This is a genomic window from Pedobacter sp. SYP-B3415, assembly GCF_004138205.1.
GTDB lineage: Bacteria > Bacteroidota > Bacteroidia > Sphingobacteriales > Sphingobacteriaceae > Pedobacter.
On sequence record NZ_RXNQ01000022.1, the window covers coordinates 134,431 to 161,297 of the forward strand.

Genomic DNA, 26,867 nt, shown 5'->3' on the forward strand with positions numbered 1-26,867 from the left:
CCCTTACCAGTTCATATTTGGTCGGACTAAGCTAGTCAAATGGCAACAGATCGGCAAGAGCTGTCAGAAGTGAAGTTCCTGTCTGCCCGGCGCGAGCCTGATGCTTCGTCCGTTCCAGACAAAACTGCCTGATATACCCGCAGGCAATTCTACGACCGCATCCAGACCCTTTGCGCCTTTCCTTTTCAGCTCTACACGCAGTGTTCCGGCCGGATGTGGCATGCTTCCGCGCAGCTCGGTAAGCGGCCCGGGAAAGGGTTCGATTCTGACTTCTTTAAAGCCGGGACCGGCGGGCATGATGCCGCAGAGCGTTGCAAGGAAATCGTAGTTCGGGCTGGCTGACCAGGCATGGCAATCGGAGCGGGTCGGGTCAGGATTTTCGGCAAAAGTGGTAAGACCATTGGCCAGCATGCCCCGCCACGGTGCCAGCTGAGCATAATAATCGTTCCCTCTGCCGCTCAAGATCATGGCCCGGCTCAGGTAAAACCGGTAGTAAAATGTTGCCTGACTTAATCCGGGATCTTCAAGAATGGCTTTAAGTACGGTTTCACGTTCTTTTGCGGGAATCGCGTTTGACAGGATCGCCATGATTCCTGCGTGCTGGCTGAAGGATTTTTTTTCAGGTGTATTTGCCATGACCATTCTTTTCTGATCAAAACAATGGTTATAGGTGCCTCTGGCCAGTTGAACGGCAAGCCTGGAAAAGCGCGCTGCATCTGCCTGGCGTCCAAATCCGGCAAAAAGTTCAGCTGCCTGTTGTAATGTATAAGCATATTGAAGCGTAATCACGGCAGAATTGCCGTCGGTAGCGCCATCGGGTACACCATTTGAAAAGGCATGGTTCCAGTCCGTAAAGTTCCACCATTTCATTGGGCCAAGCATATTTTTATCGGCATCAACATGTGCTGCATACCAGTCCAGTACCCTGGCAGCACCATCCAGATACGTATTAAGGAACCGGTCATCCTGCCGGTGCATCCAGTAATCATACAGCATGGACACCCAAAAGAGCGAAAAAGGCGGAATAACCTGGAGGCGGCTGCTGGGGTACCGGCCCTGTGTAAGGCCTTCGGGTACCCTGGAGTTGTAGAAGTCATTGATGGCTTTCCGCATCAGCCGGTCATCGCCGGCATTGTACAGGGAAATAAGCGCCTGGATGCGGGTGTCACCTTCATATTGCAATTGCTCGTAATAGGGGCAATCGAAGTAAGTTTCGCCGGCACAAAGGCGGGCGGTACGCCAGCCGGTTTCCCAGATAGCGGTCAGGCTGGTGTCGCTGCTGGTAAAAGCAGCCTGTTGTCTGAAAGGATAGCCTGTATAGAGGCCATGAAGGTCTTCAAGAACAAGTGGCGACGATCCGGTTTCGATATCCAGCTGAACATAACGATAGGTACGAAACCACAGCGGGCTGAAAACGCGGTCCTTTCCGCCGTCAGGCTTAAAAACATCAAACAAACCGATAAGCTTTTTGCCCGCTATATCATTGCGGTTTCCCTTTTCTCCCCGGGAATCAAAAAGTGCCTCGGCATAAGTGAGCTTTATTGTACTCTCTTTGCCTCCGCTCGTCTTCATGACAGGGTATGCCGTTGTTTCGAAACCCTGATCAATGAGGATGCTCACTTTTTTGCTTGCGGGAATATAGGTAGAACTACCCTTCAGAAAGTTATGATCGGAGCTGCTTAGTCCTGCACTTCGCCTGACGGTTTTCATTCGCTGAACCGACTCTTCCATCATTGGGATGTTGCGTGGTGTAAGTGTCCAGAGGTTATCTGTGCCGTAACCAAAAAATGCGACCGGTGCAGACATGATCTTTGCGGAAGACCACCGCAAATCGTCAAAGCCAGACTGTTCCCAACCCCATGGATAGCGGGAGGCATCTACATCATCGCCCGGGCCTACCACGACATAACTCCGCAGGATACTGCCCATATCGGCTCCGCAAGGCTGGTACGAATTGTTCTGTGTAACCTTCCACTTGCTGTCTGAATTGATTTTTGTGCTTTCGGCATCATTACCCTGCAGCAAAAATGCCGTTTGATTAGAAATTTGTGCAACCGGGGCATGCTCGCCCATGTTCCAGACCACTGCTGCGACGACATTGGTCCCCGGGCGCAAATACGGAGCGAGGTCATAGGTTTCGAAATTCCAGTTATACAAGTCGCCGCGCGCCGGACCGCGGCCAACGGGCTGTCCGTTTACAAAAAGCCTGTACCGGTTATCGGCGGTTACATGCACGGTAAAATCCTTCGGCTTTGTTGCCAGATCGAATTGCCTTCGGAAATGGTAAACGCCATAAGCGCGTCCTGAGATATCCGGACAGGTGATCCATCTGGCGGACCAGTCGCCTTTTCGCAGTTTGGCGTTGAGCGCGTTGGGAGCGGCGAGCGCATCAGGCGTGGGGATCCGGGTTTCCTGCGCATAGCTGAACATATTAAGCAGCAGCAAACAGAGCGTGGCCCGGTATGCGGCAATAAACAGGCTTTTCATAGGTTTATTTCTGGTTGTATCTAATTTAGCATATTCAGGTACATTTCCCTGGCAGATTGCCGGCGATTTTTTTGACAATCACGCGCTTTCATCTATTTTTATCACCATTCGAAACTGACATGAAAAAATTATCGCTTCTTTTCTGTATGCTGCTTACCTGTACGATACTGCGTGCACAGCTCAGGCTTCCGGCATTTATCAGCAGCGGGATGGTCCTGCAGCAGCAAGATTCGGTAAGATTGTGGGGTTGGGCCTCACCCGGACAGGACGTGTCTGTAACGACCGGCTGGGACGGGCAGATTGTCAGAACGAAAACAAGCAGCTTTGCATTCTGGGAAGTAAAAGTGAAAACACCGGCGGCCGGCGGGCCATATGATATCCAAATAACTACGCACGAGACACTGAAATTGAGTGACGTGATGATTGGCGAAGTCTGGCTCTGTTCCGGTCAGTCGAACATGGAGTGGAGTTTTAATCACGGCGAGAAAGATATCGCTGCAGAACTTTCGCTGCCTGCCAACGGAAATATTCGTTTTTTCCATGTCCCTAAAACGGGATCGGCGCACCTGCAGGATGATGTGAAAGGACAATGGACCATTGCAGGGCCGGAAACACTAAAAAGTTTCAGCGCTGTGGCCTACTTTTTTGGAAAACGATTACAGAAACAGCTTAACGTTCCGATCGGCCTCGTCAATGCCAGCTGGGGTGGCACGCCTGCCGAAGCCTGGACACCTGCAGCCCTGGTGAACGAAGACCCCGAACTACGGGCGGCGGCAGCTGCGCTGGAAGCAAACCCAGGCTGGCCAACTGTGCCGGGAGCCGCCTACAATGCCATGATTGCCCCGCTTACGAAAGCAAATATTGCAGGGGTTATCTGGTACCAGGGAGAAAGCAATGTAAAAACGTATGGCAGCTATGAAAAGCTGTTTACCTCGATGATCGATGCCTGGCGAAAAGCATGGACCAAGCCCTTTCCGTTTTATTATGTACAGATTGCGCCGCATACGTACGAGAACAAGTTCCAGGGCGCGCTGCTTCAGGAAGCACAGACACGCAGCATGGCACATGCACGAACCGGCATGGTCGTGACAACGGATCTGATCGACTCGGCAGCGAACATACACCCCTCTCACAAAAAACCCGTGGGCGAACGCCTTGCTGCCTGGGCCCTGGGCGATCATTACAACGTTCCGGGCATCACTTACAGGAATCCGCAGGTAACCAATGTCCAGGTACTGAAATCAAAAATCCGCATCAGTGTGGGTAACGCCGGCTCCGGTTTGCGGGCCTCAGGCAGGGACGCTGCCGGATTTATGCTGGGCGATGAGACGGGAAACTGGTTCCCGGCTGTTGCGCGGGTATCAAAAAACAGCATTGAAGTTACAAGCGCTCAGCTCAGCCAGCCAAAATACGTGCGTTACGGGTTTAGTAATACCCGCCCCGGCAACATACAAACGAAAGAGGGATTGCCGCTGATCCCTTTCAGAAGCGATACACAGGTGATCGTTGAGGAAAAAGAACAGTAAAGGGATACCTGAGCACTTCGCCAACGGCGGATGCTTATCACCTTCTTGCTTACTTCCTGTTGCTGCTGAAAGAATCTCTGAACATTTTCCATCCTCCAGGTGTCTTTTTCCATAAAACGAGGAACTTGCCATCATCAAAGAGTCTTCCGTTTTTATCAAAAGATTGCCAGCGTCCTTCTTCGGTGACATACTCTTTTCCATTGCCGTATATGCCAGTGGTTATGAACCGGCCGTTTCTCAACCCGGCCTCTTCGTAAGCCTGTCTGAAAAATTTCAGCGGAGCCTCCTGACCGCACATAGCGGGCAGCCCCGGCGCCATGATACAGCAGTCTTTTGCGTACCGGTCTATGAAAATACCAGGTTCATTTCTCACGAACGACTGAAAATATAATGCATTGCTGGCAGCAATGGCTCGTTTGGCTTCTTCGAGATGTGTTTCAGAACTACCGGCTTCAGCTGTATCGTGGCGGCACGCAGCAAGCTTGCAACAAAGCGCTGTAAGCGAGGCAACAACCAGGAAAACAGTACCTGGTCGGCAGGAACGGTTATTTGCTTTCGGCTGCTGTTGTTTTGATGTAAGCGTGTTCATATCATTTTCATTTAAGAAGCAGATAACACGATTTACCGGTACGGATAATTGTAAAAATGCGAACGCCGCTGACCCGGGCTGTTTATATCCGGCTCAGATTAGACGGGCCATTGCAGAAGACTTTCGCAAGAGCGCTGTCAGGCCCCAGCTGCCTCCCAATGCGATGGCAAAAACAAATAAAAACTTAGCGGCAGCAGACATTGATACGGACAATAGCATGTATTGGGACCAGATAAGGAAAGGATAATGAAAAAGGTAAATGCCATAGGCATTGGCACTTAAGCTTTGCCAGATGTGACCAGTTTGCGCAACGTAGCTGCGAAAGAGTGACAGCAATGCGATACAGGTTGTAAGGCACAGCACAACATAAAGAATTTCAAAGAACAATGCGGCGCTCAGGCCACGCTCTCCCGCCCAGCCCCTATAGGTCATGGCCTGTAATAAGATAAACAGCCCCGCAGACAGCACCGCCCAAAACAGGCCCCAAGCCCCGGCAAGCGAATTATTGTTAAATAGTATACGCTGCCAGTTGCAGGCTCCCAATACGGCGCCCATGAGAAAAAAGAGAAAGTAAAAGACTACCCGGTTTAATTGAAAGTCGAAGGGTCCAAACCCTGTCCATGTATACCGGCCAAGCCATAAGCTGAGCGGCACCAGAGACAGCAAAGATAACAGCAGCCAAAGCGCCAGGACTGCCCGGGGTTTATTCGCCAGATTTGTGGAAAGTATCTGAATTGATCTGCCTGGCAACAGCAGTATCAGAAGATTAAACGCAAGCAGCAGCCAGATGAACCATGGCGGCCCAACCGGCCACTGCTGATGAAAAAGATAGTCGGTAAGGAATGCCGCTGCATCCATGCTTCCACCGGCCTGGAGCCATGCCGGAAAATACGCGATTGGAATTACAATCAGTTCAGCAAGCACAAAGGGCAGTCCCAAACGCCGCATACGCTCTCTGAACAGTCCGCCGCGCCCCCGCCGCTGTAAAGCGCCCCAAAAAAAGAGTCCGCTGATAAAAAACATCAACGGCATAAAGAAAACGTCGTTGAAGCCGATAAAGATGTCGAAGTTTTGGCTACGGGCAGCGTCTACAACCGGATGCGTCGATGCGATGTAAAGCGATGTGTTGAAATACCCGAAACCTGCATAAGCCATAGCGGCATGGTGTGCAACGACCAGCAGGGTAATAAAAGCGCGCAGGTGATCAATCCAGTGATTGCGGGAAAGAGCATGATTCATGTTATCAGTTCTGTTATTGACCCCCGTCTTAAAAGACCCCTGAAAATTAATAAAGTTGCATCAATCTTCAATGCGAAAATGAGCGATTCGCAACCGATACATGGCTACAAACAGATTATTGTATAACCTTACAAATCTGTTACAAGCATTCTTCAGCCTCCGGCGGACAAAAAATTTTATATTTGCCGCACCACAGAACCTGGAAATGCTTGTTAAACGTTTCACATCTTCTATCAGCCTGAAATTTCTACTGCTTTTTGCGGTTTCTCTGTTCGGTGCCCGGGTTTCGGAAGCGAACGATTACAGAAGACCTGATTGGCTGGTTCAGCCGGGAATCGCAAACGGTGCCGGTTCAATTCAGCTGAGCGATGAGCGCACTGAGAGCGTTGAGAGTGTTGAGAGCCTTGAAAGCGCCCAGGAAGTTGACATGATCAGGGCGGGTAAATCGCTGGTGCATCAAAAGCGGCCCGTTATCCGCCGGAAAATACACCGGCTCATAGAAGGCAATCATGACCATGTTTTATACGCCAGGACGGTTTGTTATGCGCATGCGCTGCTAACCGGTCTCTGCACCAATTACGAGACTCCGTTTTTTCTATCCGAACAGCATTCTTTTCTTTACCGGCTGGCTATTTTTTAGCCGGGCTTTCATCTGCAACATCCCGTAACTATAGTCTGTCCAGGTCGCACATGCAACCTGCACGTCAGGCTTTTGTCCCCAAGCAACATAATAACAGATGAAACCGGCACACAATCGTGCCTAAAGAAAGATTTTAATGAAAAATTACTGGTTTGCCGGCGTGGCTATGGCGGCATTACTTGCAGCCTGCAGTCCCCAAAACGAAGAAAAACAAACTGCTGAGATTACAGAAGTGCCGGTTGTGGCGCTACACCATACTGATACTGCGCTTAAGACAAATTATGTTGCCGACATACAGGCAGGAAAAAACGTGGAGATCCGCGCAAGGATGCAGGGATTCATTGATAAGATCATGGTCGATGAAGGTCAGAAAGTAAAGCAGGGCCAGCTTCTGTTTAAAATGAACGACAAAGAATACCGCATAGACCTGGCCAAGGCACAAGCCAGCCTGGCCAGCGCCCAGTCGGCCATCAAGATCGCTGAAGTGGATCTGGAAAGGATCAAAACACTTGTTCAGAAAAAAGTTATTTCAGCTTCTGAACTTGATCTTGGACAGGCCCGCCTGAATGAAGCACGTGCAAAGGTGAATGAAGCGCAGGCACAGATTGATGACGCGCGGCAGCATCTGTCGTATTCGCTTGTGCGTGCGCCGTTTGAAGGTATCATAGACCGTATTCCTTTTAAATCCGGCAGCCTTGTTTCTGAGGGCTCCCTGCTTACAACGCTGTCAGACAACCGGAAAATGTATGCCTATTTCGATGTTTCTGAAAACGAATACCTGCAGTTTGTCAAAAATGGCAAAGGCCAGTTTAATGCGAATAAGGAAACGACGCTGGTGCTTGCAGACGGTTCTGTATATCCGCTTAAAGGACACATCGAAACACAGGAATCAACCTTCTCAGACGGAACCGGCTCCATTGCCTTCCGTGCCGTTTTTCCCAATCCTGATCACTTACTCAAGCACGGGGCATCCGGCAAGGTCCAGCTGCGTTCGGCGCTCAAAACATGTCTGCTCGTACCACAAAAATCGGTCTTTGAGATTCAGGACAAGAACTATGTATTCATCGTCGGCAAAGACAACAAGGTCAGCATGAAAAGTTTTGTTCCGAGCATGCGCCTGGCAGAGTTTTTTGTAGTGGGTTCCGGGCTGAAACCGGGCGACAGAATTGTTTATGAAGGTGTACAAAACATCAGGGACGGCGCGAAAATCAATCCGGTTCCGCATAAACCCGAAAAACTTCTCGTAAAAAACTAACCGAAAATTTATCATTCATAGCAGTTCTGTTTTCGCAGGACCTGCTGTGCTATTATCCGCAACCATGGTTGAAACCTTTATACGGAGGCCGGTACTATCGCTGGTTATCTCCTTAGTTCTTGTGCTGCTGGGCGTACTTGCCCTGTTCAGCCTCCCCATAACCCAGTTTCCTGACATCGTTCCGCCCTCGGTCGTTGTCACGGCCAACTACAACGGGGCCAATGCAGAAGTTTGTTCAAAAGCTGTTGCTACGCCACTCGAGCGGGCCATCAATGGTGTACCGGGCATGACCTATATGAATACTGTCAGCAGTAACAACGGCGTCACGCTGGTACAGGTATTTTTCAAAGTTGGTACCGATCCTGACCAGGCCGCCGTGAATGTACAGAACCGCGTAACCACCGTGCTGGATGAATTACCCGAAGAAGTAATCAAAGCCGGTGTTACCACTGAAAAAGAAGTAAACAGCATGCTGCTTTACCTCAATATTACCAGTACCGATAAAGACATGAACGAAGAGTTCATCTACAATTTTGCTGATATCAACGTACTCCAGGAACTGAAGCGCATTGACGGCGTTGGTTTTGTAGACATTATGGGTGCCCGCGATTACTCCATGCGCGTTTGGCTTAAGCCTGACCGCCTGCTCTCATACAATGTCTCAACAGACGAGCTCATTGATCGCCTGCGTAAGCAGAACATCGAGGCGGCACCTGGCGTTGCCGGCGAAAATTCGGGCAAGGGCAGTGAGGTTAAACAATACGTTCTGCGGTATTCAGGTAAATTCCGCGAGAAAGAAGCTTATGAAAACCTGGTGCTGAAGGCCGATGAAAGCGGCGCAGTGATCAGGCTGAAAGATGTGGCAGACATTGAATTTGGGACCGTGAGTTATGATATGGTGTCAAAAACAGATGGCAAGCCCTCAGCTTCGATCATGATCAAACAGCGGCCCGGCTCAAATGCAAGCGAGGTAATTGACAATATCAAAGCGAAGATGGCCGAACTGAAGCAGAGCAGTTTTCCGCCTGGCATGCAGTACAATTATGCATATGACGTTTCACGCTTTCTTGACGCGAGTATTCATGAGGTGATGCGAACACTGATTGAAGCCTTTATTCTCGTATTTATCGTGGTATTCATATTTCTGCAGGACTTCAGGAGCACACTCATCCCTGCACTGGCCGTACCGGTGGCGCTGGTCAGTACCCTCGCCTTTCTGCAGGTACTTGGCTTCTCGATCAATATCCTGACACTTTTTGCGCTGGTTCTTGCCATCGGAATTGTGGTCGACAATGCCATTGTCGTTGTGGAAGCGGTTCACGTAAAGATGACCGAAGAGCATCTGCCGCCCATGGAGGCCACCGTTGCTGCCATGAAAGAAATCAGCGGCGCGATCGTTGCTATTACGCTTGTGATGTCGGCAGTATTCGTTCCGGTGGCCTTTTTATCGGGTCCGGTCGGGGTATTTTACCGCCAGTTCTCGCTCACCCTGGCCATATCTATTGTGATTTCCGGCATCAATGCGCTGACGCTGACGCCGGCACTTTGCGCCCTGCTGCTCAGACATCAGGTTCAGACCAGGAAAAACTTATTAAGCAGGTTTTTCGGCGCATTCAACAAAGGATATGACAAGACGGAAAAAAAGTTCAGCCGGCTTACGGGCATGGTTGTCAGCCGCAAACCTGTAACGCTTGCCTTGCTGCTGTTCTTCTTTCTGGCCACCTGGCTGGGAAGCAGCATCCTGCCATCAGGTTTTATACCGACAGAAGACCAGGGAATGATTTATGTAAACGTTACCACCCCTCCCGGCTCGACCGTAGAGCGTACGGAGAAGGTGCTTGATGATATTCAGAAAGCCGCATCAGCCCTGGCTCCGGTCGAGAATATAAGCACGCTTGCCGGTTATAGCCTGATGAGTGATATTACAGGTGCTTCATACGGAATGGCGATGATTAACCTGAGCAGCTGGGGCGACCGGAAGGAAAGCGTTGATGAGCTGATTGCAACTTTGAAACGAAACACACGTAAGATCAGCGACGCGTCGATCGAATTTTTCTCCCCGCCCACAGTACCGGGTTTTGGTAACGCAAGCGGTTTCGAACTGCGCCTGCTCGACAAGAACAAAAGTGAGGACCTTAGCAAGACCGCGCAGGTAACAAACAGTTTCCTGGCAGAACTGCGGTCAAACAAAGCTATCGCCGGCGCTTTCACAAGTTTCGACCCGAACTTTCCGCAGTATATGATCCATGTGGACCAGGATATGGCGGCAAAGAAAGGCGTAACGATTGACAACGCCATGGGCACCCTGCAGACACTGGTAGGAAGTTATTATGCGACAAATTTTATCCGGTTTGGCCAGATGTACAAAGTCATGCTTCAGGCCTACCCGCAGTACAGGGGGAAACCCGGCGACCTGCTTCAGCTTTATGTAAAAAACGACCGCGGCATCATGGTTCCCTATTCAAGTTTTATCAGCCTGGAACGCGTTTACGGGCCTGAACAGATTAACCGGTATAACATGTATACTTCGGCAATGATTAACGGCGATGCCGCCGCAGGTTTCAGCAGTGCTGATGCCATTGCTGCGGTAGAACAGACCGCCAAAGAAAAACTGCCGCGCGGATACAGCATTGAATGGTCTGGCATGACCCGCGAGCAGATCCTTTCAGGCAACCAGGCTGTGTATATTTTTATTGTTTGCCTGGTATTCGTATACCTGCTGCTGGCTGCGCAGTATGAGAGTTTCCTTCTTCCCCTGCCCGTGTTGCTGTCGCTGCCGGCAGGTATAGCCGGTGCATTCTTCACCTTAAAACTGGCAGGTCTTGAGAATAACATCTATGCCCAGGTGGCCCTGGTTATGCTTATTGGCCTGCTGGGTAAAAATGCAATTCTGATCATTGAATTTGCCGAACTTAAAAGGAAGAATGGCATTGCGGTAGCTGAGGCTGCGCTGGCAGGTGCTGTTTCGCGTCTGCGGCCAATCCTCATGACATCTTTTGCCTTTGTTGCCGGTCTTATTCCGCTTTGCATCGCAACCGGCGCGGGCGCAGTTGGTAACCGCTCTATCGGCATGGCCTCGGTTGGCGGGATGCTGATCGGTACGCTGTTCGGCGTAATTCTCATTCCGGGGCTGTACGCCATCTTTGCGCCTCGTTCCAACAAAAACAAACCCCTTAAACAAATACAATCTACACAAGCATGACCAGGAAAAATCTGATCTATATATATTCTTCGCTTATTCCCCTACTGTATTTAAGTAGCTGTTCGGCCCCTGAAAAGGTTCTTGAACAGGAACTGAAGACGATGCCGGGATCTTTTAACGTGCAGGTAGCTCCAGAGGCCCCGCACCTGAAATGGCAGCAGATCTTTAGCGAACCCGGGTTGCAGCGGCTGATCGATACAGCGCTCGCCAATAACTTCGATCTTAAAACGGGCATGCAGCGTATTGAGATTGCTGGTGCGCAGCTTCGGCTCAGCCGGGCGGCTATGCTGCCGGGCCTTAACGCACAGGTTAGCGGCGGTTTAGACCGCTATGGCAATTATACAATGAATGGCGTCGGGAATTATGACACCAATTTTTCACCCAATATCGACGAAAACAGGCGCATTCCCTACCCGGCAACGCCCGATTATTTTGCAGGGTTCCGCAGTTCCTGGGAAATCGATATATGGGGAAAACTTTCAAAAAGAAAAGAGGCAGCGTTTAACCGGCTGCTGGCAAGCAGGCAGGGACTGCAATGGTTCCAGACCCAGCTGATCAGCGAAGTTGCCGCCCGCTATTTCGAACTTGCCGCGCTTGATAAACAGGCGGAAATACTGACACACAATATCAGGCTCCAGGAAAAAGGTGTCGAAATCGTTGAAGCACAGCTTGCCGGCGGACGCGCAACGGCACTGGCAGTAAAACAGTTCCGGGCGCAGCTTTTTGCTACCCGGGGGCGTGCGTATGAGATCAGGCAGGATATCAGCCGCGCGGAGAACGAGCTGAACAATCTGCTTGGGCGCTTTCCGGAGAAGATTGAGCGCGATACGGCAATGATAACGCGTACCGTACCGAGAACCCTGTTTGCGGGTATTCCGGCACAGGTTGTTTTAAGCCGGCCTGATGTGCGCCAGGCTGAATTCGAATTGAAAGCCGCACGCGCAGATGTGACGGCTGCGCGTAAGGCGCTGTTGCCAAGCCTCACACTGGATGCCTATGCCGGATATAACTCGTTCAAACTTCCGCTGCTGTTTTCGCCCGGTTCGCTTGCCGCCGGTGTGCTTGGCGGACTTACCGCGCCGATCTTCAACCGTGGCACACTGAAAAACGGAAAACGCATTGCCGATGCCGAACAGCTCCAGGCCTTTTACAACTATCAGCGCCAAATCATCAATGCTTATCAGGAAGTGTCTACCCAGCTTACCGCAATGGATAACCTTCAGCACGCCTACCGGCTGAAGACAGCGCAGGTGCAGGAACTCAATGATGCCCTCTCGACCGCCAACGACCTTTATCTGGCCGGCTATGCAAGTTATCTTGAAGTGATCGTTGCACAGGGAAGTGTCCTGAACGCCGAGATGGAGCAGGTCGACCTGAAACGTCAGTCTTATGGCGCCATGATCGCATTGTACAGGGCGCTTGGGGGATGAAAGTAGGTTGTAAGTTGTAGGTTATAAGTTTTAGGTTATAAGTGTCTGGGTGCACAGCCCCTCATGGCGGCCTATGCCGCGCAGAGGGTACGTTCCCATTTTTCGGCGTAAGAAGGGTTTGGCACCCTGTCTTAATACTTACTACTTACTACTTACTACTACCCCAATTTACCACCGTGGGTCTGCGAATCTGCCCGTTATTTCTCTGAAGTGATAGACTTCTGTGTAGCCGTTTTCGAAGTATTTGTCAGAGAATTTTCCGCGGCCCTGGTGTGTTGATGCTTTGATAATGAGCCGGTCTTTTCCGATGATGGCGTAATGGTAATTAAACTGTCGCCGCGCAGTATGAACGTTCTGCAAGATCAGCCTGTCGGCCTGGTTTTTAAAATACCCCTGAAAGAGCGTGCGCGTTTTTAACGCTTCCTGGTTGAATACTTTCAGGATTGAGTCTGCCGGGGCTGAATCAGCTAATCCTAAGACCATGTTGAATTGTCGGCCGGGATAAAACTTATACATTCTCCCGGGCTTAGTGTATGTTGCTGTGTCGCCCTTGCGCTGTTGAAGTACATATACGCCATCGGTTCGCAGGAGCGCGCCTGAAGATCCGTTGTCAGGCTGCCGGTAGAATGGGTAATCCTCCTGCTGGTAAAAATGCCTGTTCATGCATCCCGTAACAACAGCGCACAGTACAATGAAAATCGGCGTATATCTTCTCATGGCCCTTACAAGGTAATGATAATTCACAAATTACAGTTACGCTCCGTGCAGAGAAAACCAGGTTGGCAACAGAGCGCTTAAACGATTTTCTGATCTAACGAGGCGTTTAAACACCTGTTTTTTTAGTACTTTTGACCGGGGCAGGAAAACAACCATTTTTTCCTTATGACAACTGTATTCAATGACCGTCAGCTCGCCCTGGCAGAACGATTCAAAACGCTTCATGAACGCCCGGGTACATTCATCATTCCAAACCCCTGGGATGCCGGTTCAGCGCGCTTACTGGCCAGTCAGGGTTTCGAAGCGCTGGCAACAACAAGCGCCGGCCTTGCATTTTCGTTGGCAAAAGCCGATGGCGAAGGTGCCCTAACCCGGCAGGAAGCATTTGTTAATGCCCGCTCAATAGTTAACGCTGTAAACGTTCCGGTGGCAGCCGACCTGGAAAATGGCTATGGCCAGAATCCGGATACCTGTGCGGAGACAATTCTGCTTGCTGCAGCCTGCGGACTTGTAGGAGGCTCAATTGAAGATACTACGGGTAACCGCGACCGGCCCATCCACGATTTCAAGACATCTGTAGCCCGTATCCGGACAGCAGTCCGCGCAGCCCGGAGCCTGCCATTTCCCTTTATGCTTGCTGCCCGTGCGGAAAACCTGATTTATGGCGTGCCCGACCTGACAGATACGATGAACCGCCTTGAAGCTTACGCAGATGCTGGAGCCGACGTACTTTTTGCACCCGGCCTGCGCACCCGCGAAGAGGTAGCGCTGGCGGTACGAACGGTTGCGCCAAAACCACTGAATGTGGTTGTGGGACTGGGAGGCAGCGTATTTTCAGTGCGTGAGCTGGAAGATCTCGGTGTAAAACGGATAAGCCTCGGCTCAACGCTGGCACGGGTAGCCATGGGTGCCTTGCTTGAGGCCGGCCGCGAAATGCAGCAGGGAACTTTCAATTTTGCGGCCCAGGCTCCCGCATATGCCGAGCTGAATGAGGTGTTGAGGTAACGGAAATTGCGAGTCAGACTGCAATTTTTACACAGCCAACTCAGTTGGCCTGCTTCCCGCAGACTTTTTCGTCGTAATGATTACCGCTAATTATAATAATATGTTCCCCTTTTACGCGAATAACGAACCGTTACGCCTGCAACTTTCAGCAATTGCAGGAATTCATGAAGTGAACGTTTCGACATTTTAAGCCGGCGTGCCATGTTTTCGGGGTTACCGGTATTTTCGGTTCTGATCAGGAGGTCGGCATGTTCGAGGCGGTCAAAAAATTTTACTAACATATTTTTCAATATTGGGACGGCAGGTTAGCCTGCTCGCCGCGGTACACAACAGACATTTGGTTATCTTAAAGTTAGGAATATATTTGACAAATCCAAACCAACTTATTGATTGTGAGCGAAAAAGAACCGAACTATTAAAAGATTTATAAATAAAAGGTCACTGTTGTCCAGGGAAAGTAATGCGAAAGCCTATAGTTCTTTGGTTTCCAATAGATGTGAAACTATGGTATCGAAGCGCTCACCGCCGCGGGGGCTCCTTCCGAAACCGCAAGCCAAATTGTTTCTGCTGCGAATTGTGCGGTGAGGAACCTCACCTTTGCTTGTTATAAAGTTTTTCATCAAGGTGACGGCAATGCCCAGCACCAGGGAGATTCCTCCGCATTACACTGCGTTTGGCATGAAGTCAAGGCTGTGTATCTCTTCTTGCATTAAAGCATCAAAAGTCCGACGGCGGCGGGAAAAGGCCCGGATGTTCTCAGCTCTAGACGCAAAACGGCGTTATGAGTGGTTATGCGCTATGGTCTTGGTTCATGATTCGTTACTCCTTATTCCCAAAGAGTTCCCCTCCTTGGTTCCTACCGACCTCCTTAAAACAGTGCAAGACTTTTAATACTTTTCTGCGGCGAGAAGATACAAGGCCGGTTCGCAACTATCACCGGCAGTAATCAGGCAAAACCCTCATCAAAACCACCGCCTGTACGTAAAACCCACGAACATAGAATTCAGGGGGGGCTTGATTCGGAAGACTCAGGCAAATACTGCTTTGAGACTATTCAGAACGGTCTTATTTCATTCAGCCAATTTTTACCGGACAACACTGACTAAAAGGCCTCTTTTGCATGTGCAGGCTACCTGACCGATAAACCTTGACGACAACATCGTGTTACCGCGTTTACAAGCCGGAAATAACCGAAGGTTTAGCCCGCATTGAAAGATAAAAATGCCAAAGTATCATGGTGCCTGCAGTCCTGTATGGTGCCCAGGCGGCGGCCTTCTCCAGGATAATATCTCTGCCGGTGTCTTTCGCCAGGCCCTTCAAGGCTTTAAGGGCGTTTACAGCCGCAAGGTCGCCCGCCGGGAAGAGGTCTCCGCGTTGCAGTGCAAACATCAGGTATACATCGATGGTCCAGTTGCCGATGCCCGTCAGCGCACCAAGCCTGCTGCGAATCTCATGGTCGGGCAGCTTTTCCATTTCGGAAAGATTGATCCGACCTGTGGCCATCGCCTCAGCAAGAATCCGTGTATAACGGGCCTTTTGGCGGCTGAAATAACATGACCGTAAAGTCTCATCACTGAGGGCAAGGAAGGCCTCCGGCTCTACTTTTCCCAGGTGCGCACGAAGTTTGTTAAGCGCGGCAAGTGCTGAAGCCAGCGACACCTGCTGCTCAAGAATGATATGCACCAGCGTCTCAAAATTGTTTGGCCGCGTCCACATAGGCGGATAACCGTAAAGGTCGAGCACACGCTGCAGGTCAAGATCACGCGAAGCGAGCGTATCGCAAATCTGATGATAAGTGGCTGAGGTGAATGTCTGGATCATGAGGGGCTGAGGTGAAGATAAAGATTTTTTGAGACGGGACCATATGCTGCTCATACCCGCTGAAAGACACCATCGGGTCTTGCCAACCTCTTCCTTAACCTGTACCTTAGTCTCAGAACCGGGCTTGCCGATACTTATGAACGCATCGTCTGCACTTAAATATAACCTGACACGTATTGCGCCTACGCCCAGCGGATTTCTTCATCTGGGCAATGTATATAATTTTGCGCTCACCGCGCGATTGGCCAGGAAGCATAATGCTGACATCCTGTTGCGTATCGATGACATGGACCAGGACAGGGTGAATATCGCCTACCTGCAGGACATTTTTGACACCCTTTCCTTTCTTGACATACCGTTTAACCGCGGCCCTAAAGATGTCCGGGAACTCTATGCAAATTTTTCACAGACAAACCGCATGGTCATTTATGAGCAGATGCTACATCAGTTGCTGGAAACAGGACGGATATTCGCCTGCAATTGTTCCCGCAGCAAAATCCTCAAACGTAGTCCCACAGGAACATATCCGGGTACCTGCCGTGACAAAAAGATCGATCCCGGCACACCGGGCGTAGCCTGGCGACTGCGCACCAGCCATCACACAGCGATCATCGTCAAGGCGCCTGACGGTTACAACGCCTTCTTTTTACCCGAAAGCCAGCGCGATCTGGTCGTCCGCAAGAAAGATGGCTTTCCTTCCTACCAATTAACGTCGCTTGCCGATGACCTGCATTTTGGCACTGACCTGATTGTGCGCGGGAAAGACCTGTGGGACTCAACCCTGGCCCAACTTTATATTGCTTCCCTGATTAAGGCAAAACCATTTGCGGATGTGACATTTGTTCACCATGATTTACTCACACATGCAGACGGCACCAAATTATCAAAGTCCGCGGGCGCAACATCCATTCAGCACCTTAGAAAAGAGGGTAAGAGCGCTTCAGATATCTACCGGCTTCTCGGAACATTAACCGGCCAGTCAGGGCAGTTAAATAGCTGGCAGGATCTCTCTGTTTGATGCAGGTTCTCATTTCAGTCCTGAAGGTTCGGGGAGGTGGAACAGTCTTTGCCCGCTTTTTCAAAACAACAAAATGAAAAAGGAAACAATTAAGAATATGGCGCGCATCGGTTTGGGCGCAGGTCTTGCGTTTGCCGGAATCAGTCACCTGAGCTTTGCCCGGAAAGACTTTCAAGCACAGGTACCGGACTGGGTACCCCTGCGTAAAGATGATACTGTTGTCTATTCGGGCATTGCAGAAATCGCCCTGGGCACGGCGCTCATGTTAGCTCCGAAGAAATACCGGAAGCCAGCAGGCTTGCTCGCTGCCGGCTTTTTTGCCGCCGTTTTCCCGGGAAACATTTCGCAATACGTAAATCAACGCGATGCATTCGGGCTTGACACTGATGAAAAACGGTTTGTACGGCTATTTTTCCAGCCTGTTCTCATCTGGTGGGCATTGAAAAGCACTTCCAAAAAATAACCTTGAGGCGGGGCAGAGACAGGCCGTTGCATTTATTTCCTGATATCAATCGGCGTGCCCTCGCCGACCATAACAAACAGCTGGTCAAGGTCAGCATTCTGCATGGCAATACAGCCCGCTGTCCAGTCTTTTGCATTTCGTTTGGCCGGGGTTGTTCCGTGAATGGATATTCCGGAGCCTGGCTTCACTCCCCTGGCTTTTGCCAGCTTTTTATCTTCGGCATTGGGATACGAAATCAGGTAACTTTTGTAGAACTTGTCTTCCCGGTCATATTTCTGCTCCAGATGATATTGGCCTTCGGGTGTTCTGCCATCTCCCTCAGTCACCTTATTTCCCGTAGGCGCAAAACCCAGGTCGATTTCAAATTCGGCGAGGTTTGTGCCCTTTCTGCTCAGGGTGAGTTTACGTTTCGACTTAAGAACGACGATCTTATCAGCTTGCGCCAGCGTAGCGCTGATTTTATTTAGTAGCTCCTGCCACGTACTACTGGTATCGGGCTTACGCCAGCTGTCCCAGCGCAGCCTGCTTGCCACGGCATAGTCGTCGCGACTCATGGAATCCATTGCCGCCTCTGTGACGCGGTGCAGACGCCAGGTTCCCCGATCCATGAAGATCATGCTTTGCTGGTTGAATACCGCAGGAAGATACTGCCGGAAGCGCAATGGCTGGTCGTGCAGGTCTTTAACGATGATGGTTGTGTCCATATCCTGAGGCAGGTGGCGAAACAGGGAATCATGCCATTTCAAAGAACCTTCGGGGAGGCGACTTTCCCGTTTGCCCTGGCCATGTGCATTTTTGGCCGTTGGCACCGTTTTGAACGATTGCCAGATGCAGAGGGCCGCTACGGCGGCAAGCAGAAGGAACAGAAAAAGATATTTCATGAATCGGGATTTGGTCGACTGGAAGATAGCGATTTTAATATGATATAAAGTGATTCCTATTTGAACCTTACATATATGACCGGCCGCTTAACGGATTATCTTGTTTTTATATTTTTGATTTATAATTAACGCTTAAAAATGAATATATGTCTCACAAAACTATAGTCCATAATCCTGAATGGATTAGAAAGTTATATATCGAAAACAAAGACAAAATCAATAATAGTCTGAAAACTAGCTATCATTTCAGCTATCCCTCGTTGCTTGCTTTTTTCAGTCGTGAAGTACTTACTGCCGATGACGTGATTGCAGGCATCCATATGGTTTATGGCTGGATGCCAAGGGTCTTTAGCTTTTATGGCCGCTCCAAAGAGATGACTGAACGTCAAAATTTTGAAGAGCTTTTCAAAAAAATCTCATACGTGCAAATGATATTAAACAAAGCCAAATCTCACGTCGAATTGATATCTCTGGAAGAAATTCAAACACTCAAAATGTTATTTGGTAATTCTGTTGTAGGCACATCTAAATTGTTACATTTTGTCCAACCAGAAAGGTATGCGATCTGGGACAGTCGGGTATGTGCAGTTTTTAGCGGTCGAAATCGTATTAGCCACGCCATGGCCAGTAATACAGTGTCATTCGAAAACTACCTAAAGGAGATGTTAGTGTTGGTTCAAACTGATGAGGTAAGGGAAGCCGTTTGTGATCCAGTCATGGCTTCGATCAGAAAACATTCTGAAAATGCCGGAAACCTGGAATTGTCGAGAATAACCCCTCTTCGCGCTTTGGAATTAATTCTGTTTTCAGCAGGTTCAGACCTGAATCGGCAGTAGAAAAATACCGGAATGACTGATCAATACCCCCTTCCAACGGAATGTTCTTTTTCTTAACTTACTCAAAACAATCCTATGAAAACAAATCTGCTTTGGACCGGAAGAGAATATTATTCGCTTGAACATTGCCGCGTAGATGTGAATGAAGCGGGTGCAACTGTTCAGTCAACAATTGTTGGATATTATGAAAACGAGATTCATCAGGCCAATTATCGCATTCTGACAAATTCAGAATGGCAGACGCGCAGTGCAGAGATCGAGCTTTACCACAGGCGTAGAAAACGTTCGTTTTCCGTACAAAAAGAAGACGACGGACAATGGCAGTGTGACGCTATGCATGCTCCTCAATTTGCCGGCTGTACAGAGGTTGACATTGCCATTACGCCTTTTACCAACACCTTACCAATTCGCAGGCTGGGCTTGAGTATTGGCCAGGATGCAGAAATCCGGGTCATTTATTTTGACCTTTTAAGCAATGAAATCAGGCCTGTGAGCCAGCGGTACACGCGTCTGTCTGAAAACACCTACCGCTATGAAAACATTCCGAACGACTTTGAAGCGGTGATTGAGGTTGACGATCAGGGCCTGGTTGTAGACTATCCGGGCTTATTTGTTCGTACAGCGGTGCAGCAGGGATGAAATTGATTTCAGAGGGTTTTTCATTTCAGAGAGTTACTTTTGCGCCCTTAATCAATTCAACTTGACACATCTTCAGAAACTAAAACTACGCGCTCTTGTCGTTCTCTTCATTTTTTCCTTTCCACCTGCAATCGCTCCGGCGCAAATAAAACGTGCTCATCAACCAAAATCAGGTGCTGTTGCCTTCAGCGCCCGGGTTACCGGAATAAGCGATGGCGACACCATGGAAATTCTTAAAGATGGCAAACCGGTTAAAGTTCGGCTGGCACATATCGACTGTCCGGAAAAACGCGGGCGGCAGCCTTTTGGCAACGCAGCAAAAGCTGCGTTGTCGAACCTCTGTTTTAACCAGCAGGTTACCGTTTTTCCTCAAAACTATGACCGCTACCGGCGGCTTATTGCCGTAGTCAGGAACGCGCGCGGGCAGATCGTAAACCAGGAAATGGTGCGCATGGGCATGGCCTGGCATTTTAAAAAGTATTCGTCTGATGAACTTTACACCCGCCTGGAAATAAAAGCAAGGGACAGCCGGATTGGCCTGTGGCAGGACGCCCATCCGGTTGCGCCGTGGCAATGGCGTAAACAGAAATATAAGCGAACGGGATAAAATATGGCTCTCTGATATAAACAGCTGCCGAACATTTATGGCTGCTCCGGTGTATCTAATTGCATGACCGCCGAAAAAGAGCAGCCCGTACCTCCCCGTTCTTACCTGTTGCTCATTCTCCTTTTCTCGGGTTTGAAGCTGTTGCTGCATTTTCTTGCCAATTCGAATTACGGCCTGCATTCTGATGAGCTTTATTATATCTCACTGGGAAAACACCTGCAGTGGGGTTATCTGGACAATGGCCCCTTTACGCCCGCTGTTGCTGCATTCATTGCGCAGATAAACGAAAGCTCCACTTTCCTGTACCGGCTGCTTCCCACAATTTTTTCTGCTGCTACAGTCTGCCTCGCCGGCCTGGCCTCCTGGTATCTCGGCGGCGGCCGGCTTGCTATTGCTATATCCTGCACCGCCATGCTCTGTTCGCCCGCTTACCTCGCAACGGGCTATTTTCTGCAGCCCGTGGCCTTCGAACAATTCTTCTGGACAGCTGGGGCGTTTTTTTTGTTGCGGTTTTTCCAAACCCAACGTCTTTTCCTGCTACTCATTGCTTCAGCTTCCTTTGCCTGCGGCACGCTGAATAAATATAGCGTAATTGTTTATTTTGTTGCCCTTGTTGCCGGACTGCTGATTTACAACCGCAAGGATTTTAAGCCAGCCGCGATTTGGGCGGTTATAGCCGCGGGCCTGCTGATTATTCCAAATCTGATGTGGCAGATCAACAATGACCTGCCTTTTCTGCGTTATCTAACCGTGCTGAAAGAGAAAACGGTTGAGCCGAATGCCGGCGAATTTTTGCTGCAGCAATTACTGGCACATGGCTCTGGGCTTGCGGTCTGGTCTGCCGGTCTCATATCTCTGCTGTTCTGGCCTGCCCTGCGCCGCTACCGCTTTCTGGCCTTTGCGACGCTCCTCATCATCGCTTTTTTTACCATCTCAGGCGGAAAGATCTATTATACCCTGGGCGCTTTTCCGCTACTCTTTGCTGCCGGAAGCGTATGCTGGGAAAAACTGCTTTGTAAAGCCCCCCGGTTCTGGACATACAATTTATTTTGTCTGCACCTGCTGCCTGTTTTGGTCGCGCTGCCGGCGATTATCCCCGTTTTGCCCCTGCATCATATGTTTGGTTATTTCAAAGCGGTGGCTCCATATACCGCGCATACCGCTTTGCTTGAATGGCCGGATGGCAATAAACATGATCTACCGGCCTTCTATGCCGATATGCTGGGCTGGCCGGAGCTTTCAGCGCAGGTTGATTCAGCTTATAAAACGCTAAATCAAACACAGAAAAATGACATGATGATTGTTACTGACGGGTATGCAGTAACCGCAGCGCTCTCGCATTTTAAAAAACCGGATCTGCCTGCCGTTCATACCTGTGATAACAGCATTACACAATGGTCTGCTGCAGATCCTGAATCGGGAAATGTGCTTCTTATAACATGCAAAAGCCAGGCAGATGTAAGCCGCCTGGCCAGAAAAACGCTGTTATTAAATACTTTCACGCAGCCTCATGCGATCGGGCACGGTACAAAGACATACCTGCTCATCCGACCGCTCCCTGCTTTTTCAGACTGGTACAAAAGCGAACGCAAAAAATTCGTCGGCCGATAATATCGGTATGTAGTTGCCGTTCCGGCGAAGCCGACCTAAAGATTCATTCCGCCAGATATCTCAATGCGCTGCGCAGTGATCCACCTTGCTTCGTCCGTACACAAAAAGGCAACAACGGCACCGATATCTTCAGGAAGCCCTACGCGCCCCAGTGCGGTAACAGAAGCAATGTGTTTATTCAATTCAGGACTATCACGAACTGCGCCACCCTGGATATCGGTTTCGATCGCTCCGGGAGCAACGGCATTTACGCGGATGCCTCTATCGCCAAGTTCCTTTGCCTGGTACCTGGTCAACACCTCCATTGCGCCTTTCATGGCTGCATAGGCCGCATACCCTGGTGTAGCGAAACGCGCCAGGCCTGTAGAAATATTCACAATCCCACCGCCATCGTTTAAAAGCGGCAGCAACTTTTGTGTAAGGAAAAAAGGACCTTTGAAGTGTACGCCCGAAAGCTGGTCAAAATGTTCTTCAGACGTTTCAGCAAAGCTGCTTCCATGAATGAAGCCGGCATTGTTAATCAGGAAATCAAGTCTTTCGACTGCCATTTCATCGGCGAGTTTTTTCTGCAGCCGGGTGATGAAAGCATCGTAAGAACCAGCCTGCAGGATGTCGAGCTGTATTGCTGTGGCTTTCCTGCCCATTGCTTTGATTTCTGCTACTACGCTGTCTGCCTCTGTGCTGCCAGACTGGTAGGTAAGCACTACATGAAGTCCTTTCTTTGCCAGGTTAAGCGCCATATCTTTTCCAAGCCCGCGGCTTCCGCCGGTAACGAGCGCAATTTTTGCTGCCCCGTCTGTATTGATGATCTCATTGTTCATGATACAAAAGTAGGCGGGGTATCGGGGCGGGGGGTTGCGAACATCAATCTGATGTTTGCAAAAAACAATCATTGTTAGGCGCGAAACTTCTGCGGTGTTGTGCCGGTTTGCCGTTTAAAGAAGTTCGAGAAATGGGCGACTTCTTCAAATCCGAGCACGTAGGCTACTTCAGATATATTCCAGCCGGTGTGTCTCAGCAGGATGCTTGCCTCCTGTATAATCCTGTTGCTGATGATCTCTGTTGTCGTTTTACCCGTATACTCCTTCAGAACTTTGTTCAGATGGTTCACATGAACCGCCAGGCGGTTTGCATAATCACCCGCCGTTCTGAGCGTGAGGCGCTGCTGCAGCGAATCAATTGGAAACTGTCGCTCAAGCAATTCGATAAAGAGGGAGCCGATGCGGTGACCGGCATTGTTGCTGGCATACAATTTTGATGCAGGCTGCAGCTTCTGACCAAAATGGATCAGCTCCATCACCATGTTGCGCAGCAGGTCATATTTGTACCGGTAATCGGAACTTAACTCCCGCTGCATTTTAACAAAAATATGTTGTGCTTCTGCCGCTTCGCTTGAAGACAGTTGAAAAATAGGGTGTTCACCGGGACTGAAAATCGGCAGTTCATCGATCACTACGCCGGTCTTCTGACGGTTTACAAAATCCGCAGTGAATACGCAGAAAAGTGCCGATTGTTTCTTTTCAAGCGGCAGCCAGTTATAAGGAATCTTGGGCGTTGCAAAAAGCAGTGCCTGGTCTTCAATATCAATTACCTTATCGGCATACTCTGCACGGTTTCGCCCTTCAATAAAACTGATCTTGTAATAAGCCCGTTTGCTGTAGGGCATGATATGTTTACCTGTCGATTCATCAAGGAGATTCTCAAGTGCAAAGACATTAAAATGGCCGATCTCTTTATCAATGGCTTCCGGAAGCAGGCTTTGTACACTGTTTCCGGAAACCGCTGCCATTTCCTGATAAAACTCTTCGAGCGAGGTTTCTTTGTTCATCTATCGGAATGTTTTCGGGCTTGTCAGCCGCCGGCGTTCGAATTACCGAACACTTTGCAAAATTCAAATATATAAATTTGCACCGGTGGCACGAATCACCACAGCACATTCCGGCGGCGTGGAAAGTAACGTTAACGATCTGCCAAGCACCTGAACGATCAGAAATTATTTATTTACCCGGCTCCAGACCTCATAGATCTTGGCGCCTTTGCTGCTTAATCCGCTATGGTGCCAGTGGCCGTCCTGAAGTTTACCATCAAAAGTTAAAGAGGCGCCGACACGGCTTGCATCGCGCGAGAAGAATTCGATTTTCTCTGTATACTTTCCGTTTGTGAAGGTATATGACCCGCCCCCGGTTCCTGAAAACTGTTTTTTGCCGGGATCTATCGCTACCCATTGAAATTTCGTACCGGTCAGAAGTTTATAAGTCTGCCTTGTTCCTGTCTGGTGAATGTTGGCAACCTTACCGTCATCGCCGGCCCGGCCGGTTATGCGCCATACGCCTGCCAAAGGAGCTTTGCCATCATCAACTCTTGTAAAGCCTACTTCAGCCTCGGGCATTTGCAAAACGAGTTTATCGCCGGCTACGCTGAAAGGTACGTTCATTGCCGACCCTACCCGGGTAGAATCAGCGGCATCGTATAAAATGGTTGCGGCGATCGCATTGTTCTTCACCTCGTACGTTCCTCCCTGACTCGACAAAAACTGGCTGCCGCTTTGCACGGTATGAAAAAAATATCCGTCCTGGAAAAACAGGTGATGCTGGTTATTGCCTTCGTTAAGCTGCCATGCACCGGCTAGCGCAGTGGTTTGAGCCTGAACGGAAATGCTTGCCATACACAGGATGGTGAGAAAAAACAGGGCGCTGATTTTTTTGAATTTGCTTATCATGGGTTTTGTATTGGTTATTCCCGCAGGGACTATTAAAGATAAACAAATGTCAGAACATCCGGGCCGGCAATAAAAAAAAGGAGGATACTGCCGTATAATATCCTCCAATCTGCAAAAAAAATCCTTAGTCTTTTACCCAAAGAAAATCAAAGCCGATTTTCTGACCCGGTTCGCCCTCAAAGCGGAGTACCAGCTCCTCGCCGGGCTGCACCGGAATGCGCTCGGTTTTATATGAATCGAGCATGCGCCGGTATGGATTACCCAGATCCAGAATCTGCTGCCCCGCAATTTTTATCTGCTTCCCTTTATAAAACAGGGAAATTTTTCCGCCCTGCGGCATGGACGCGAGTGTAAGCGTCAGGTCCGGATTGGCTTTAGCGTTTAACTGCGGTATAGTTATGCGCAATTCTTCGCCCTGTTTTTTCGGCTGCCAGAGCATTAGTTTGCCCCCAGACCAGATGTAATGCGCATCCATGCTCACATTACTGCCCGCCCGCTTCAGCTCTTCTGCCTCAACAAAATGGTAACCGACGGTACGGTTTCGTGCTGCCGGCGCCCATGCCGGTGTTTCTATGCGGCGAACGTCTTCTGCGGTTATATGCATCAGATCATTCAGGTAACCGGGATGCGCATAGAGATAAACCATGCGCCCGTAGCTGAAGCCTGGCAAAAGCACTTCATGATGAATCAGCTCCATTGAAAAACTGAGCCGGTCTTCGAAAGGAATATCGTCTATTACATGCCAGCGGAAGTTGGTTACAAAACCCCGATTCGCCGGACCGTCATTACGGGGCTGACCACAGAAGGGGAAATAAAATATTTTGTTCGATGACCATGAATAATTGTAGTAGTCCTCACTTCCGGTTCCGTAAAACGATGGAAACTTGTCTTTGTCAATAAAAATCTTTTCATCACCTTCGCCCCACCAGCTGCCTCCGGCCGATGGAATGTTTCCGTTGTTAAACAAATAAGTCGCCGCGCCAACTACCCTGCCCTTTCCGAAAGCCATCACATACGGAATGTCTTGCGGATACAGCCGGTTTGTAGCCGTTACATTGTGATCTATACGCCAATGTGCATGAAAATACATTGACTGCCCGTCTTTCCAATTGTATGGTCTTGTGCGCAGCCCCAGGTTGAGATCAACCGCATGGGCACTGGTATTTTCCAGTTCAATACGTACTGATTTTTTATAAGGCATAAGAAAACGGCAGGTCATTGTTCCGTCGGCTGCTACGGTAAAGGGCAGCGATGAAAACGGACTTAGCCCGGGAGCAGAACCGAAGAAGTCGCCGACCGGACTCTGTACCTGGGCAACGGAAGCATCATCAAAATAAATGTGGAGGATTGCCTGGCGATAACTGAACTCATCAGCCGGCTTGTTGAGCCTGATCGAAAATGATTCAATAGCCTGGGTACCGGTCGACTTGTAAATCTCTTTGCGCGTATTTCCGGCCACCTGGTGCTGTACCTGATTCTCTGAAGACTGAAATTGTTTCGCTTCCGGATTTTTGAGTGCGGCATTGACCCGGTCAAACTCTGACGCATACGTCTGAAGATCGTCCGGCCTGAACGTTTTAACTTTCGTACCCTTTTTGTACAGCCGAAGATTGACATGGTAAAAGTGCGTTTCTTTCAAACTTCCTATCCATTCAATGCGGCAGCCCTTTGCAAACGCAATAGGAAAATACACCGCATCTACCTGGCGCAGCGTACCATTATAGTCTTTTCCGGGTGCAAAACGATCGATAAACTTCCAGAAAAAGTCTTCGGACTTGCCCTCAAAAACCGGTTTCGATGAACCATCGAGATAGAGCCTGATGCGGCCGCCGATCCTGGCAGTCCAAAGCCTGACCAGTGCGCCGGGCTGCTTTACATCGCAGATCAGGTAAACACCTTCTCCACCCACGGTATCAGGTGCTTTAAGCACTTTTTCAAATGATGGTACTTTTTCATTACCGAAGCCATCGCCATTTGCAAACCACCCGGGATTAGAAGGCGAGCTGCTGCTGCGGTCGTAAGACGAATACTGAACAGTTTTGTAGTCTGCCGGACTTTGTTCGGCAAGCCGTTCCAGGTTGCCCAGTTCAGCAAGCAGCGAACCGGTAGTGACCTGTGCCGGCAGCCGGAAGGCCAGCAGGACCAGCAATAAAAGAAAAGTGTGTTTTGATTTCATGTATGT

General features: G+C 49.6%; 23 protein-coding genes. 12 read left to right on the plus strand and 11 right to left on the minus strand.

The window, feature by feature from the left end; genetic code table 11:
* Window positions 1-63: 63 nt before the first annotated feature.
* Complete coding sequence (locus EJV45_RS09275) at window positions 64-2,487, minus strand: alpha-L-rhamnosidase N-terminal domain-containing protein (RefSeq protein WP_129715396.1); 2,424 nt, start codon at window positions 2,485-2,487, stop codon at window positions 64-66.
* A 119-nt stretch (window positions 2,488-2,606) separates the two neighbouring features.
* On the opposite strand from EJV45_RS09275, the gene EJV45_RS09280 reads away from it, so the two are divergent.
* Window positions 2,607-4,013 carry a sialate O-acetylesterase gene (locus tag EJV45_RS09280; RefSeq protein ID WP_129715397.1) on the plus strand — a complete coding sequence of 469 codons (1,407 nt, stop codon included), beginning with the start codon at window positions 2,607-2,609 and terminating at the stop codon, window positions 4,011-4,013.
* A 49-nt stretch (window positions 4,014-4,062) separates the two neighbouring features.
* Here the strand turns inward: EJV45_RS09280 and EJV45_RS09285 are convergent, their stop codons facing one another.
* Together EJV45_RS09285 and EJV45_RS09290 are read right to left on the minus strand one after the other, a co-directional pair.
* The gene (locus tag EJV45_RS09285) at window positions 4,063-4,602 is read right to left on the minus strand and encodes a hypothetical protein (RefSeq protein ID WP_205942357.1); all 540 of its coding nucleotides are present in this window, start codon (window positions 4,600-4,602) and stop codon (window positions 4,063-4,065) included.
* A gap of 93 nt (window positions 4,603-4,695) precedes the next feature.
* Entirely contained in the window at window positions 4,696-5,841 is a 1,146-nt protein-coding gene (locus EJV45_RS09290) for an acyltransferase (protein ID WP_129715398.1), read from the minus strand.
* Window positions 5,842-5,941: 100 nt separating this feature from the next.
* Here EJV45_RS09290 and EJV45_RS09295 point away from each other — a divergent pair, with 100 nt between their 5' ends.
* The 4 genes from EJV45_RS09295 (at window position 5,942) to EJV45_RS19630 (ending at window position 12,368) form a co-directional block, all read left to right on the plus strand.
* Entirely contained in the window at window positions 5,942-6,481 is a 540-nt protein-coding gene (locus tag EJV45_RS09295; RefSeq protein WP_129715399.1) for a hypothetical protein, read from the plus strand.
* 136 nt (window positions 6,482-6,617) lie between these two features.
* On the plus strand, window positions 6,618-7,736 hold the full coding sequence (locus EJV45_RS09300; protein WP_129715400.1) for an efflux RND transporter periplasmic adaptor subunit: 1,119 nt from the start codon (window positions 6,618-6,620) through the stop codon (window positions 7,734-7,736).
* Between the two features lie 64 nt (window positions 7,737-7,800).
* Complete coding sequence (locus EJV45_RS09305; protein WP_129715401.1) at window positions 7,801-10,938, plus strand: efflux RND transporter permease subunit; 3,138 nt, start codon at window positions 7,801-7,803, stop codon at window positions 10,936-10,938.
* Entirely contained in the window at window positions 10,935-12,368 is a 1,434-nt protein-coding gene (locus tag EJV45_RS19630) for a TolC family protein (protein WP_129715402.1), read from the plus strand. The genes EJV45_RS09305 and EJV45_RS19630 overlap by 4 nt, the downstream gene beginning before the upstream one ends.
* Window positions 12,369-12,536: 168 nt before the next feature.
* Here EJV45_RS19630 and EJV45_RS09315 read toward each other — a convergent pair whose 3' ends face one another.
* Window positions 12,537-13,085, minus strand: coding sequence for a hypothetical protein (locus tag EJV45_RS09315; protein ID WP_129715403.1), 549 nt, complete (start codon window positions 13,083-13,085; stop codon window positions 12,537-12,539).
* Window positions 13,086-13,250: 165 nt separating this feature from the next.
* Between EJV45_RS09315 and EJV45_RS09320 the strand changes: the two genes are divergently transcribed.
* Window positions 13,251-14,090 carry an oxaloacetate decarboxylase gene (locus EJV45_RS09320; protein ID WP_129715404.1) on the plus strand — a complete coding sequence of 280 codons (840 nt, stop codon included), beginning with the start codon at window positions 13,251-13,253 and terminating at the stop codon, window positions 14,088-14,090.
* Between the two features lie 86 nt (window positions 14,091-14,176).
* Here the strand turns inward: EJV45_RS09320 and EJV45_RS09325 are convergent, their stop codons facing one another.
* Together EJV45_RS09325 and EJV45_RS09330 are read right to left on the minus strand one after the other, a co-directional pair.
* Entirely contained in the window at window positions 14,177-14,371 is a 195-nt protein-coding gene (locus EJV45_RS09325) for a hypothetical protein (protein WP_129715405.1), read from the minus strand.
* Window positions 14,372-15,263: 892 nt separating this feature from the next.
* On the minus strand, window positions 15,264-15,911 hold the full coding sequence (locus EJV45_RS09330) for a DNA-3-methyladenine glycosylase (protein WP_129715406.1): 648 nt from the start codon (window positions 15,909-15,911) through the stop codon (window positions 15,264-15,266).
* A gap of 136 nt (window positions 15,912-16,047) precedes the next feature.
* Here EJV45_RS09330 and EJV45_RS09335 point away from each other — a divergent pair, with 136 nt between their 5' ends.
* Both EJV45_RS09335 and EJV45_RS09340 read left to right on the plus strand, forming a co-directional pair.
* Complete coding sequence (locus EJV45_RS09335) at window positions 16,048-16,929, plus strand: glutamate--tRNA ligase family protein (protein WP_129715407.1); 882 nt, start codon at window positions 16,048-16,050, stop codon at window positions 16,927-16,929.
* A gap of 73 nt (window positions 16,930-17,002) precedes the next feature.
* Complete coding sequence (locus tag EJV45_RS09340; protein ID WP_129715408.1) at window positions 17,003-17,392, plus strand: hypothetical protein; 390 nt, start codon at window positions 17,003-17,005, stop codon at window positions 17,390-17,392.
* Window positions 17,393-17,424: 32 nt separating this feature from the next.
* Here the strand turns inward: EJV45_RS09340 and EJV45_RS09345 are convergent, their stop codons facing one another.
* Complete coding sequence (locus EJV45_RS09345; RefSeq protein ID WP_129715409.1) at window positions 17,425-18,273, minus strand: murein L,D-transpeptidase family protein; 849 nt, start codon at window positions 18,271-18,273, stop codon at window positions 17,425-17,427.
* A gap of 146 nt (window positions 18,274-18,419) precedes the next feature.
* Between EJV45_RS09345 and EJV45_RS09350 the strand changes: the two genes are divergently transcribed.
* The 4 genes from EJV45_RS09350 (at window position 18,420) to EJV45_RS09365 (ending at window position 21,966) form a co-directional block, all read left to right on the plus strand.
* Window positions 18,420-19,109, plus strand: a complete 690-nt coding sequence (locus tag EJV45_RS09350; protein ID WP_129715410.1) for a hypothetical protein — start codon at window positions 18,420-18,422, stop codon at window positions 19,107-19,109.
* A 75-nt stretch (window positions 19,110-19,184) separates the two neighbouring features.
* Window positions 19,185-19,748, plus strand: a complete 564-nt coding sequence (locus EJV45_RS09355; protein ID WP_129715411.1) for a putative glycolipid-binding domain-containing protein — start codon at window positions 19,185-19,187, stop codon at window positions 19,746-19,748.
* 61 nt (window positions 19,749-19,809) lie between these two features.
* The gene (locus tag EJV45_RS09360) at window positions 19,810-20,355 is read left to right on the plus strand and encodes a thermonuclease family protein (RefSeq protein ID WP_240755240.1); all 546 of its coding nucleotides are present in this window, start codon (window positions 19,810-19,812) and stop codon (window positions 20,353-20,355) included.
* 63 nt (window positions 20,356-20,418) lie between these two features.
* Entirely contained in the window at window positions 20,419-21,966 is a 1,548-nt protein-coding gene (locus EJV45_RS09365; protein ID WP_129715412.1) for a glycosyltransferase family 39 protein, read from the plus strand.
* A gap of 35 nt (window positions 21,967-22,001) precedes the next feature.
* Here the strand turns inward: EJV45_RS09365 and EJV45_RS09370 are convergent, their stop codons facing one another.
* The 4 genes from EJV45_RS09370 to EJV45_RS09385 all read right to left on the minus strand — a co-directional run bounded on the left by EJV45_RS09370 (window position 22,002) and on the right by EJV45_RS09385 (window position 26,861).
* The gene (locus tag EJV45_RS09370; RefSeq protein WP_129715413.1) at window positions 22,002-22,787 is read right to left on the minus strand and encodes an SDR family NAD(P)-dependent oxidoreductase; all 786 of its coding nucleotides are present in this window, start codon (window positions 22,785-22,787) and stop codon (window positions 22,002-22,004) included.
* Between the two features lie 74 nt (window positions 22,788-22,861).
* On the minus strand, window positions 22,862-23,794 hold the full coding sequence (locus EJV45_RS09375) for an AraC family transcriptional regulator (RefSeq protein ID WP_129715414.1): 933 nt from the start codon (window positions 23,792-23,794) through the stop codon (window positions 22,862-22,864).
* 165 nt (window positions 23,795-23,959) lie between these two features.
* Window positions 23,960-24,685 carry a membrane or secreted protein gene (locus EJV45_RS09380; protein WP_129715415.1) on the minus strand — a complete coding sequence of 242 codons (726 nt, stop codon included), beginning with the start codon at window positions 24,683-24,685 and terminating at the stop codon, window positions 23,960-23,962.
* Between the two features lie 124 nt (window positions 24,686-24,809).
* Window positions 24,810-26,861 carry a glycoside hydrolase family 172 protein gene (locus EJV45_RS09385; protein ID WP_129715416.1) on the minus strand — a complete coding sequence of 684 codons (2,052 nt, stop codon included), beginning with the start codon at window positions 26,859-26,861 and terminating at the stop codon, window positions 24,810-24,812.
* Window positions 26,862-26,867 lie beyond the last annotated feature (6 nt).

What these genes read in the sequence shown, in the direction of transcription:
- EJV45_RS09305 (WP_129715401.1), top strand. Translation starts at nt 7,801, where the DNA reads ATGGTTGAAACCTTTATACGGAGGCCGGTACTATCGCTGGTTATCTCC.
- EJV45_RS09325 (WP_129715405.1), bottom strand. Translation starts at nt 14,371, where the DNA reads ATGTTAGTAAAATTTTTTGACCGCCTCGAACATGCCGACCTCCTGATC.
- EJV45_RS09365 (WP_129715412.1), top strand. Translation starts at nt 20,419, where the DNA reads ATGACCGCCGAAAAAGAGCAGCCCGTACCTCCCCGTTCTTACCTGTTG.
- EJV45_RS09345 (WP_129715409.1), bottom strand. Translation starts at nt 18,273, where the DNA reads ATGAAATATCTTTTTCTGTTCCTTCTGCTTGCCGCCGTAGCGGCCCTC.
- EJV45_RS19630 (WP_129715402.1), top strand. Translation starts at nt 10,935, where the DNA reads ATGACCAGGAAAAATCTGATCTATATATATTCTTCGCTTATTCCCCTA.
- EJV45_RS09330 (WP_129715406.1), bottom strand. Translation starts at nt 15,911, where the DNA reads ATGATCCAGACATTCACCTCAGCCACTTATCATCAGATTTGCGATACG.
- EJV45_RS09370 (WP_129715413.1), bottom strand. Translation starts at nt 22,787, where the DNA reads ATGAACAATGAGATCATCAATACAGACGGGGCAGCAAAAATTGCGCTC.
- EJV45_RS09335 (WP_129715407.1), top strand. Translation starts at nt 16,048, where the DNA reads ATGAACGCATCGTCTGCACTTAAATATAACCTGACACGTATTGCGCCT.
- EJV45_RS09375 (WP_129715414.1), bottom strand. Translation starts at nt 23,794, where the DNA reads ATGAACAAAGAAACCTCGCTCGAAGAGTTTTATCAGGAAATGGCAGCG.
- EJV45_RS09280 (WP_129715397.1), top strand. Translation starts at nt 2,607, where the DNA reads ATGAAAAAATTATCGCTTCTTTTCTGTATGCTGCTTACCTGTACGATA.
- EJV45_RS09385 (WP_129715416.1), bottom strand. Translation starts at nt 26,861, where the DNA reads ATGAAATCAAAACACACTTTTCTTTTATTGCTGGTCCTGCTGGCCTTC.
- EJV45_RS09380 (WP_129715415.1), bottom strand. Translation starts at nt 24,685, where the DNA reads ATGATAAGCAAATTCAAAAAAATCAGCGCCCTGTTTTTTCTCACCATC.
- EJV45_RS09315 (WP_129715403.1), bottom strand. Translation starts at nt 13,085, where the DNA reads ATGAGAAGATATACGCCGATTTTCATTGTACTGTGCGCTGTTGTTACG.
- EJV45_RS09340 (WP_129715408.1), top strand. Translation starts at nt 17,003, where the DNA reads ATGAAAAAGGAAACAATTAAGAATATGGCGCGCATCGGTTTGGGCGCA.
- EJV45_RS09355 (WP_129715411.1), top strand. Translation starts at nt 19,185, where the DNA reads ATGAAAACAAATCTGCTTTGGACCGGAAGAGAATATTATTCGCTTGAA.
- EJV45_RS09295 (WP_129715399.1), top strand. Translation starts at nt 5,942, where the DNA reads ATGGCTACAAACAGATTATTGTATAACCTTACAAATCTGTTACAAGCA.
- EJV45_RS09290 (WP_129715398.1), bottom strand. Translation starts at nt 5,841, where the DNA reads ATGAATCATGCTCTTTCCCGCAATCACTGGATTGATCACCTGCGCGCT.
- EJV45_RS09285 (WP_205942357.1), bottom strand. Translation starts at nt 4,602, where the DNA reads ATGAACACGCTTACATCAAAACAACAGCAGCCGAAAGCAAATAACCGT.
- EJV45_RS09320 (WP_129715404.1), top strand. Translation starts at nt 13,251, where the DNA reads ATGACAACTGTATTCAATGACCGTCAGCTCGCCCTGGCAGAACGATTC.
- EJV45_RS09350 (WP_129715410.1), top strand. Translation starts at nt 18,420, where the DNA reads ATGTCTCACAAAACTATAGTCCATAATCCTGAATGGATTAGAAAGTTA.
- EJV45_RS09275 (WP_129715396.1), bottom strand. Translation starts at nt 2,487, where the DNA reads ATGAAAAGCCTGTTTATTGCCGCATACCGGGCCACGCTCTGTTTGCTG.
- EJV45_RS09300 (WP_129715400.1), top strand. Translation starts at nt 6,618, where the DNA reads ATGAAAAATTACTGGTTTGCCGGCGTGGCTATGGCGGCATTACTTGCA.